The sequence below is a fragment of the Streptomyces sp. NPDC029122 genome, assembly GCF_055569445.1.
In genome coordinates this window covers 79,224-87,775 of the sequence record NZ_JBVHWK010000015.1, presented here as the reverse complement: position 1 = coordinate 87,775, position 8,552 = coordinate 79,224, and the positions used below count along the sequence as shown (strand labels likewise).

Genomic DNA, 8,552 nt, shown 5'->3' with positions numbered 1-8,552 from the left:
GGGCACCGGTCTCGTCAGGGGAGAGTGGGAGGGCTGGGGAAAAACTAGCCTCACCCCCCCCCCCCCTCCCCCCTTCTCTCCCCCCCCCCCCCCCCCCCCCCCCCCCCCCCCCCCCGCGCGCGTGCGCGGCGCCCGCCCGGCGGCTCAGCGCGCCCAGTCCGCCAGCGCGTCGAAGTCCGGCCGGGTCAGGCCGATCCGCTCGTCCACGTACATCAGCAGGGCGTGCGCGAGGTGACGCTGTCCGACGTACTCGTGGTCCATCGCCGTGATGTCGTCGTCGATCCAGGCGAAGGGCCGCGCGCCCGCGTACTCGAGGACGTACTGGGTCTTCCAGAAGGTCCCGCGCGGGGCCCGGCCGTGCATCCGCGGCCAGTCGATGAAGGGGAGCCGCGGCAGCCCCAGCCGCGGCCCTATCCAGTCGTTCGCCTCGTCCTTCCAGGTGGTGGCCCAGACGAGGTCGTACGCGTCCGCCAGCGCGAGCAGCTCCGCCCCGTGGTCCGGGTTCAGCCACACCCGCAGCGGCTTGCCGTCGGTGAAGCCGGTGGGCCGCATCCGGTGGGTGGTGTAGCCCTCGGGCCGCCGCTCGGCCTGGGCGGCGTACGGGTTCAGCGGGCCGTCGACGTCGATCAGCAGCAGTGGCTTCATGGCCGCATGCTTCCTCTCCGGCTGCCCGTTCGGCAGCCGATTTTTCTTGATCCGAACCGGCGAATGAGACGAGAACGTCTCATTCGGTTTATGCTTGTCTCATGGCCATGGATCGTGACCAGGTGCTCCGCCACGCGGCGGCCCTCCTCTCCCGCAAATCGACCGCCACGATGGACGAGGTCGCCCGCGCCGCGGGCATCGGCCGCGCCACCCTCCACCGGCACTTCGCCGGCCGCGACGCCCTCGTGCGCGCCCTCGAGGACCTCGGCATCCGAGAGTTCGAGGGGGCCTTCGACCGGGCCCGGCTCGACGAGGGAACGGCCGTGGACGCCCTGAGGCGGCTGATCGCCGAGGCGGAGCCCAACGCCCAGCTGCTGGCCTTCCTCGTCACCGAGAACCAGCTCTTCGAAGGCGACCAGGTCAACGAGGGCTGGGCCCGCCTCGACGCCCGCGTCAGCGCGCTGTTCAGGCGCGGCCAGCAGGAGGGCGACATCCGCATCGACCTGAGCCCCTCCTGGCTCACCGAGGCCCTCTACGGCCTCATCGGCACCTGCGCCTGGGCCGTCATGGACGGCCGGGTCGCGGCCAAGGACTTCCAGTACATGATCACCGAGTTGCTGCTCGGTGGCGCACGACGGAGTGTGGAGTGATGAGCCGAACCGAACAGCTGAAGCGGCGGACGGGAGCGGAGGGGAAGAGCCGCGGGCGCTGGCTCGCACTCTCCGTGCTCGTCCTGGCCGTCCTGCTGATCGCCGTCGACGCCACCGTACTCGGCCTCGCCACCCCCTCCCTCAGCGAGGACCTCAAGCCGTCCGGCACCCAGCTGCTGTGGATCGGCGACATCTACTCCTTCGTCATCGCCGGCCTGCTCGTCTCCATGGGCTCCCTCGGCGACCGGATCGGCCGCAAGAAGCTCCTCCTCGCCGGGGCCACCGCCTTCGGCGCCGTCTCGGTCCTGAACGCCTACGCGACCAGCCCCGAGATGATGATCGTCGCCCGCGCCCTGCTCGGCGTGGCCGGCGCCACCCTGATGCCGTCCACGCTCGCCCTGATCCGCAACATCTTCCACGACCCGCGCGAGCGCAGCCTCGCCATCGGCATCTGGGGCGCCACCGCGTCCGCCGGCGCGGCCGTCGGACCCGTCGTCGGCGGCGCCCTGCTCCAGCACTTCTGGTGGGGCTCGGTCTTCCTGATCAACCTCCCGGTGATGGCCGCCCTGGTCCTCGTCGGCATACGGCTGCTGCCCGAGTCCAAGAACCCGGTCGCGGGCCCCTGGGACCTGGTCAGCGTCGCCCTCTCCCTCGTCGGCGTCATCAGCGTCGTGTACGCCGTCAAGGAGGCGGCCACCCACGGCGGCACCCCGGGCGTCTGGATCGCCGCCGCCCTCGGCACCGCCTGCCTCTACGCCTTCGTGCGCCGCCAGTTCACCCTGGCCTCCCCCCTGCTCGACATGCGGCTCTTCCGGCACCGCGGCTTCTCCGGCGCGGTCCTCGCCGACCTGCTGACCGTTTTCGGCCTCTCCGGGCTCGTGTTCTTCCTCTCCCAGTTCTTCCAGCTGGTGCAGGGCCGCGACCCGCTGGAGGCCGGACTCGCCGAGCTGCCCGCCGCCGTCGGCGCGGTCGTCACCGGCCTGGTCGCCGGCAAGTACGCCCGCGCGTACTCCGTACGCGCCATCGTCACCGGCGGCCTCGCCGCCATCGGCCTGGCCCTCGCGGCGCTCACCGTGATCCACCGCGAGACCGGCTACCCGCTGCTCGGCGCCGCCCTCCTCGTCGTCGGCCTCGGCGCCGGCTTCTCCTTCACCGTCACCGCCGACGTGATCCTCTCCAGCGTCCCCAAGGAGCAGGCCGGTTCCGCCTCGGCCGTCTCCGAGACCGCGTACGAACTCGGCGCGGCCCTCGGCATCGCCCTGCTCGGCTCCGTCGTCACCGGCGTCTACCAGGGCTTCACCGCCCCCGCCACGGTCCCCGCCCCGGTGGCCGACGCCGCGCACGAGTCGCTCGGCGGCGCCGTCGAGGCCGCCCGCGCCCTGGACCCGCAGACCGCCCACACCATGGTCGGCGCGGCCCAGGAGGCCTTCGTGGACGGCCTGCGCCTCGCCTCCGGCGTCGGCGCCGCCGTGCTGCTGGCCACCGCCGCGGCCGCCTGGTTCCTGCTCAAGGGTCAGGAGCTCCAGGAGGGCGTCGAGCACTGACGCACCGCCAGACCGCGCCGCCCGCAAGGGGATCGGCGGAATTGACAGCCCGTCGGGCCCCGGGACACCATCCCCGCGATGGAGATCAACGATCTGACCCCGGCCGAACGACGCGTATGGGAAGCCTTCCCGCGCGGTGAGGCAGTCGACTTCCGCGAGAGCCCCGAGGAGACCTCCCACGACGGTGCCTCCTGGGGCCCCGGGCGCACCGTCCGCGCCGAGGTGCTGCGCGCCCTGCTGGTCGGCGGCTCCGCCGACGAGGGACACGTCGCGGGGATCAAGCTCTACGGTGCGAAGATCAGCGGCAAGCTCGACCTCAAGTACGCGGTCGTGGACCACCCGATCCGGATGCGGGTCTGCTGGTTCGAACGCAAGCCCATGATGTACGGGGCCCAGCTGCGCGCCGTCGTGCTCGGGGACTCCACCCTGCCGGGCCTGACCGCCGCCACCGTACGCGTCGAGGTCGTGCTCAGGCTCTCCTGCTGCCGCATCGACGGTCCCGTCCGGCTCGCCGGCGCCAAGATCGGGGGCGGCCTCTTCCTCCAGGGCGCCGTCATCCGGCCCGGGACCCTGCCCGACGAGGCCGACGAGCCGCCGCTCCAGCTCAACCACGCCGAAATAGGGACGGACATCATCGCCGGCGGCCTCACCGTCCACGGCGAGTTCCGCCTCAACGGATCCACCATCGCCGGCCAGGTCAGCCTCGACGGGGCCCGGCTCATCAACCCCGGCGGCATCGCCCTGCACGCCGAGACCCTCACCGTCGGCAGCGACGTACGCGGCCACCGGCTGCACGCCGAGGGTATGGTCAACCTCACCGGGGCCCGCGTCCCCGGCCAGGTGATACTGACCCGGGCGAGCCTGTCCAACCCCGGCCAGGTGGCGCTGCGCGCCAGCTCCGCCGTCATGGGGGAGTTCTGGCTGCGCAAGTGCCCCACCATCGACGGCATCGTCAACCTGCGCCGCAGCCAGGTCGACATGCTGTGGGCCGAGCCGTCCGTCTGGCCGCCCGTGGTCCGGGCCGACGGGCTCAGCTACCGGCTGCTGCACCCGCACCTGCCCGCCGAGGAGCGGCTTCCGCTGCTGGAACGCGAGGAGGACGGATACCTGCCGTACGCCTACGAGCAGCTGGCCGCCTCCTACCGCACCGTCGGCGACGAGGCGGGCGCCCGCACCGCCCAGCTGGCCAAACTGCGCCGCCACCGGCGCACCCGGCCCCGGCACACCCGCCTCTGGGGCCTGCTCCAGGACGTCACCGTCGGCTACGGCTTCCGGCCCCTGCGCGCGGCGGCGTGGCTGCTCGCGCTGACCGTCACCGGGACCGTCGCCTACGGGCTGGCGCCGCCCCGGGCCCTGAAGGCGGGGGAGGCGCCGGAGTTCAACCCGCTCTTCTACACCCTGGACCTGATGCTGCCGATCATCGGCTTCGGCCAGGAGGGCGCCTTCGCCCCGGCCGGCTGGTACCAGTGGCTGTCGTACCTGCTGATCGTGACCGGCTGGGTCCTCGCCACCACCACGGCGGCGGGCGTCAGCCGGTCACTCCAGCGGCAGTGAGCGCGCCGGGGGTCAGGCGGCCTTCGCCTTCGTGGCGTACATGTCCACGTACTCCTGGCCCGACAGCCGCATCACCTCGGCCATCACCGAGTCGGTGACGGCGCGCAGCACGTAGCGGTCGCGGTCCATGCCCTCGTAGCGGGAGAACTCCATCGGCTCGCCGAAGCGGATCGTGACCCGGCCCGGGCGCGGCATGCCCGCGCCGCCGGGCTGGAGCTTGTCCGTGCCGATCATCGCGAACGGGACCACCGGGGCGCCGGTCATCAGGGTCAGGCGGGCGATGCCCGTACGGCCGCGGTACAGCCGGCCGTCGGGGGAGCGGGTGCCCTCGGGGTAGATCCCGAAGATCTTGCCTTCCTCGAGGATCCGGCGGCCCGTCATCAGCGCGGCGACGCCGCCGTTCGCACCGTCCCGGTCCACCGGGATCATGCCCGCCCCGGTGAAGAACCACGCCATCAGGCGGCCCTTGAGCCCCTTGCCCGTCACGTACTCGTCCTTGCCGATGAAGTGGACCGTACGGTCGCAGACGAGCGGAAGGACCATCGAGTCGATGAAGGTGAGGTGATTGCCCGCCAGGATCACCGGACCCGTGCCCGGGATGTTGTCGAGCCCCTCCACCTTGGTGCGGAACATCAGGCGCATGACCGGTCCGACGGTGGCTTTGATGAGCGCGGTACGGAACAACGTGAGCCCTCCGGCATCGAAAAGCGGCTTTCGCACCACACGGCGGTAGTGCAGGTGAGGACGATACTCGCGGGTCACCCCTGATCGCACATCGGGTTCACGAGCTGGATACGCGTTGTTGACACATGTTTCCGCCATGTTCCGGCGGAGCCCACCCCCGGGCCACCCGCCCCCGCCTACGATCGCCACGCCGATCCGGGCCTCCACGCCCCCCGGAGATCCCGGGGCCGCGGGCCCGTCGCAGAACGAGGAGTGGCACTGATGACACACGGTGGGGCAGCGCGGCGGACGGTGCTCGGAGCGGCCGTACTGGCGGCCGGAACCGGCATCACCGCAATGACGGCGGGAACCGCCACGGCCGCCACGGCCGCCCCGGGCGAGCACGGCGGGGGCGGCTACCGCGATCTGCCCGTCCCGCTGGTGATCGGCCACCGCGGCGCCAGCGGCTACCGGCCCGAGCACACCCTCGGCTCCTACCAGCTGGCCCTCGACCTCGGCGCCGACGTCATCGAGCAGGACCTCGTCCCCACCAAGGACGGCCACCTGGTCTGCCGCCACGAGAACGAGATCGGCGGCACCACCGACGTCGCCGACCGCTCCGAGTTCGCCTCCCGGCGCACCACCAAGACCGTCGACGGGGTCTCCGTCACCGGCTGGTTCACCGAGGACTTCACCCTCGCCGAGCTGAAGACCCTGCGCGCGAAGGAACGCATCCCGGCCGTCCGCCAGCGCAACACCCTCTACGACGGCAGGTGGGCCGTCCCCACCTTCGAAGAGGTGCTGCGCTGGGCCAACCGCGAGGGACGCCTGCGCGACAAGCGGATCTGGCTGCACGTCGAGACCAAGCACCCCACCTACTTCCGGAGCCTGGGCCTCGGCCTGGAGGAGCCCCTCGCCAAGCTGCTGCGCCGCTACGGCCGCGACGGCCGCGACGCCGCCGTGTTCCTCCAGTCCTTCGAGCCCTCCAGCATCCAGCGGCTCGCGCGCCTGGTGTCCGCCCCGCGCGTGGTGCTGCTCTCGGCCGCCGGCACCCGGCCCTGGGACTTCGAGGTGGCCAAGGACCCCCGTACGGTCGCCGACCTGGTCAAGCCCGAGGGGCTCCAGTGGATCGCCGGCTTCGCCCAGGGCATCGGCCCCACCCTCGACCTGATCGTGCCCCGCGACGCGGCCGGCAGGCTCACCACCCCGACCACCCTCGTACGCGACGCCCACGCCCGGGGCCTGGTGCTCCACCCCTACACCGCGCGCAACGAGAACAGCTTCCTGCCCGCCGAGTACCGCAAGGGCACCGACCCGGCCGCCTACGGAGACGCCTTCGGAGCCTTCCAGAGGTACTTCGAACTGGGCATCGACGGCATCTTCACCGACAACCCGGACACCGGACTCCTCGCGGCGGAGGCCTTCCGCCCGGGCCGCGGCGTCAACCGCTAGCCCCCGGGCCCCGATCGGGTGGGCCGGGCCCGGAGGGGAAACCGCCCGGCCCGGCCCCCGCGTCCCGCCCGGCATGGACCTGTTACAGGAACCCGATCTGCTCGAGGAACTGGGCCCGCTGCTCTCGGCGGAGGCGGCCGCCGAGGCCCCGGCCGCCGGAGTGGAGGCCGCCGACCTCGAACAAGCCGTCTGGGTGCGGCTGCTGGAGCGAGGCCCGCGCGCACCCGACCCCACAGGCCGCGCCCGCTGGCTGCGGCGGGCGGTGCGCGCCGAGGCCCGGCACGCACGGCGGAGGGCCCGGCGCGAGGTCCCGTACGGCGGCACGCCCGCGGACGCCGCCGGCGAGCCGGAGGACGCCCTGCTGCACGGCGAGGCGAACCGGGCCCTCCGATCGGCGGTCGCCCGATTGCCGGGACGCTGTCCGGAACTGATGGCGGCACTTCTGTCGCCCAGAGACCTGACTTACCGTGAAATCGCAGGAGAGTTGGGTATCTCACAAGGAAGTTTGGGACCGGTACGTTCCCGTTGCCTGGGATGTCTGCGCAGAATGCTGGCTGTCGAGGTTGCGGCTCCTGACCCATGGGGAAAGGAGCGGTAGACCGGAGAGCCACCAGGTGAGCGGGAGGCATGCGCACATGGGCATGAGTGTGACCATTTCGGCGGCGGCCGCCGAAGACGCCGAGCAGATCTTCAAGCTGCAGTACCTGGCGTTCCAGCGGGAGGCCGAGCTGTACGGCAACTACCTCATCCAGCCCCTCACCCAGTCCCTGGACTCCCTGAAGGCGGAGCTCGCCGAGGACACCGTCCTGGTGGCCCGGCTCGGCGACGAAGTGGTGGGCGCGGTGCGCGGCAGCGTCGGCGAAGACGGCACGGCCAGCATCGCCAAGCTGTGCGTGCACCCCCGCCTCCAGGGCCACGGCCTCGGCGCGCGACTGCTGCGCGGGGTCGAGGAGGCCCTCGCCGGCCGCGGCGGCACGACCCGCTTCCGCCTGTACACGGGCCACAAGAGCGAGTCGAACCTGCGGCTCTACCGCAAGGCCGGCTACGCCCAGGTCGGCAACCGCACCGCCTCCGACGGCGTGCACCTGGTGATCCTGGAGAAGGACGCCAAGGACACCGACTACGCCGTCAGCGCGTAGCCGCACCGCGTGTCGCGGGCCCGGTCGTGGACCGGGTCCGCGGCCTCAGCGCCTGGACCGGAGCCAGAGCATCCCGGTGACCGGCAGGATCACCGGGATGAAGAGGTAGCCCATGCCGAAGTCCGACCAGACGGTCGCGTCGGGGAAGGCCTCGGGCCGCCACAGGGTCCAGGCCCCCACGGCCAGCACACCGGCGAGTTCGGCGCCGCAGCACACCAGCGCCGCCCTGCGGGCCCTCTCCCCGCCGCGCACCAGGGAGTACGTGATGAAGGCGTAGGCCAGGGCCGCCGCCGCCGACAGCGAGTACGGCAGCGGCGCCCGGTCGAACTCGGTGGAGATCTGGTAGGCCGAGCGCGAGACCGCGCCGACCACCATCACCCCGTAGAGCCACACCAGCAGCAGCCCCGGACCGGAGACCAGTCGCTTGCGCCCGGCGGGCGGGGCGGTCGTCGTGTCAGGCACCGGCGGATCCCCAGATGTCGTAGAGGCGTACTTCCAGCACGGCGAGGACGACCGCGCCCGCGGCCACCGTCACCGAGCCCCACTTGGTGCGCTCGGTCAGCGAGAGCATCCCGGCCGCCGGGACCGCCGCGAAGGCGCCCAGCAGGTAGGCCACGAAGATCACCGTCCCCTGTGCGGGCTCCTCGCCCCGGCCCAGCTGGACCAGGCCGATCACCAGCTGGGCGAGGACCAGCACGGTCACCACGGCCATGCCGATGAAGTGCCAGTCCTTGGTCGGCTGGTCCCGCCATGCGGCGTGGCCGCACCAGGCGGCGAGGGCGAGGGCGGCCGCACCGATGGCGACCGTCAGGGCGACGAGCATGCAGCGAGGGTATTACGGGCCCGGAGGCCCGATGTGCCCGCCCCTCGGGGCGCGCCCGGCCGGAAGGCGTGCCGCCGCGTGC

General features: G+C 72.5%; 10 protein-coding genes. 6 read left to right on the top strand and 4 right to left on the bottom strand.

What is annotated here, in order from left to right; genetic code table 11:
* Positions 1-144: 144 nt before the first annotated feature.
* Positions 145-645, bottom strand: a complete 501-nt coding sequence (locus ACZ4WZ_RS19040) for an HAD domain-containing protein (protein ID WP_467891695.1) — start codon at positions 643-645, stop codon at positions 145-147.
* Between the two features lie 101 nt (positions 646-746).
* Between ACZ4WZ_RS19040 and ACZ4WZ_RS19035 the strand changes: the two genes are divergently transcribed.
* The 3 genes from ACZ4WZ_RS19035 to ACZ4WZ_RS19025 all read left to right on the top strand — a co-directional run bounded on the left by ACZ4WZ_RS19035 (position 747) and on the right by ACZ4WZ_RS19025 (position 4,393).
* The gene (locus ACZ4WZ_RS19035) at positions 747-1,295 is read left to right on the top strand and encodes a TetR/AcrR family transcriptional regulator (RefSeq protein WP_467891693.1); all 549 of its coding nucleotides are present in this window, start codon (positions 747-749) and stop codon (positions 1,293-1,295) included.
* Positions 1,295-2,839 (top strand): MFS transporter, encoded by a 1,545-nt coding sequence (locus ACZ4WZ_RS19030; RefSeq protein ID WP_467891691.1) that lies wholly within the window; start codon positions 1,295-1,297, stop codon positions 2,837-2,839. Before ACZ4WZ_RS19035 ends, ACZ4WZ_RS19030 begins: the two co-directional genes overlap by 1 nt.
* Positions 2,840-2,917: 78 nt before the next feature.
* Positions 2,918-4,393 carry a bactofilin family protein gene (locus ACZ4WZ_RS19025; RefSeq protein WP_467891688.1) on the top strand — a complete coding sequence of 492 codons (1,476 nt, stop codon included), beginning with the start codon at positions 2,918-2,920 and terminating at the stop codon, positions 4,391-4,393.
* A 12-nt stretch (positions 4,394-4,405) separates the two neighbouring features.
* Here ACZ4WZ_RS19025 and ACZ4WZ_RS19020 read toward each other — a convergent pair whose 3' ends face one another.
* Positions 4,406-5,035, bottom strand: coding sequence for a lysophospholipid acyltransferase family protein (locus ACZ4WZ_RS19020; protein ID WP_467891835.1), 630 nt, complete (start codon positions 5,033-5,035; stop codon positions 4,406-4,408).
* A gap of 303 nt (positions 5,036-5,338) precedes the next feature.
* Here ACZ4WZ_RS19020 and ACZ4WZ_RS19015 point away from each other — a divergent pair, with 303 nt between their 5' ends.
* From ACZ4WZ_RS19015 to ACZ4WZ_RS19005, 3 genes are all read left to right on the top strand, one after another.
* Positions 5,339-6,508, top strand: coding sequence for a glycerophosphodiester phosphodiesterase (locus ACZ4WZ_RS19015; RefSeq protein WP_467891686.1), 1,170 nt, complete (start codon positions 5,339-5,341; stop codon positions 6,506-6,508).
* Positions 6,509-6,581: 73 nt separating this feature from the next.
* Entirely contained in the window at positions 6,582-7,106 is a 525-nt protein-coding gene (locus ACZ4WZ_RS19010) for an RNA polymerase sigma factor (protein WP_467891683.1), read from the top strand.
* Between the two features lie 37 nt (positions 7,107-7,143).
* A complete protein-coding gene (locus tag ACZ4WZ_RS19005) occupies positions 7,144-7,647 on the top strand; it encodes a GNAT family N-acetyltransferase (protein WP_467891680.1) in 504 nt (167 codons plus the stop codon).
* Positions 7,648-7,692: 45 nt separating this feature from the next.
* Here ACZ4WZ_RS19005 and ACZ4WZ_RS19000 read toward each other — a convergent pair whose 3' ends face one another.
* Positions 7,693-8,109: a hypothetical protein gene (locus ACZ4WZ_RS19000; protein WP_467891678.1), complete on the bottom strand. Its 417-nt coding sequence runs from the start codon at positions 8,107-8,109 to the stop codon at positions 7,693-7,695.
* A complete protein-coding gene (locus ACZ4WZ_RS18995; protein WP_467891676.1) occupies positions 8,102-8,470 on the bottom strand; it encodes a hypothetical protein in 369 nt (122 codons plus the stop codon). Before ACZ4WZ_RS18995 ends, ACZ4WZ_RS19000 begins: the two co-directional genes overlap by 8 nt.
* Between the last annotated feature and the right edge of the window lie 82 nt (positions 8,471-8,552).

Excerpts from the sequence above, each read along its gene's own strand:
- ACZ4WZ_RS19040 (WP_467891695.1), bottom strand. The coding sequence starts at position 645 with ATGAAGCCACTGCTGCTGATCGACGTCGACGGCCCGCTGAACCCGTAC.
- ACZ4WZ_RS19035 (WP_467891693.1), top strand. The coding sequence starts at position 747 with ATGGCCATGGATCGTGACCAGGTGCTCCGCCACGCGGCGGCCCTCCTC.
- ACZ4WZ_RS19030 (WP_467891691.1), top strand. The coding sequence starts at position 1,295 with ATGAGCCGAACCGAACAGCTGAAGCGGCGGACGGGAGCGGAGGGGAAG.
- ACZ4WZ_RS19025 (WP_467891688.1), top strand. The coding sequence starts at position 2,918 with ATGGAGATCAACGATCTGACCCCGGCCGAACGACGCGTATGGGAAGCC.
- ACZ4WZ_RS19020 (WP_467891835.1), bottom strand. The coding sequence starts at position 5,035 with ATGCGCCTGATGTTCCGCACCAAGGTGGAGGGGCTCGACAACATCCCG.
- ACZ4WZ_RS19015 (WP_467891686.1), top strand. The coding sequence starts at position 5,339 with ATGACACACGGTGGGGCAGCGCGGCGGACGGTGCTCGGAGCGGCCGTA.
- ACZ4WZ_RS19010 (WP_467891683.1), top strand. The coding sequence starts at position 6,582 with ATGGACCTGTTACAGGAACCCGATCTGCTCGAGGAACTGGGCCCGCTG.
- ACZ4WZ_RS19005 (WP_467891680.1), top strand. The coding sequence starts at position 7,144 with ATGGGCATGAGTGTGACCATTTCGGCGGCGGCCGCCGAAGACGCCGAG.
- ACZ4WZ_RS18995 (WP_467891676.1), bottom strand. The coding sequence starts at position 8,470 with ATGCTCGTCGCCCTGACGGTCGCCATCGGTGCGGCCGCCCTCGCCCTC.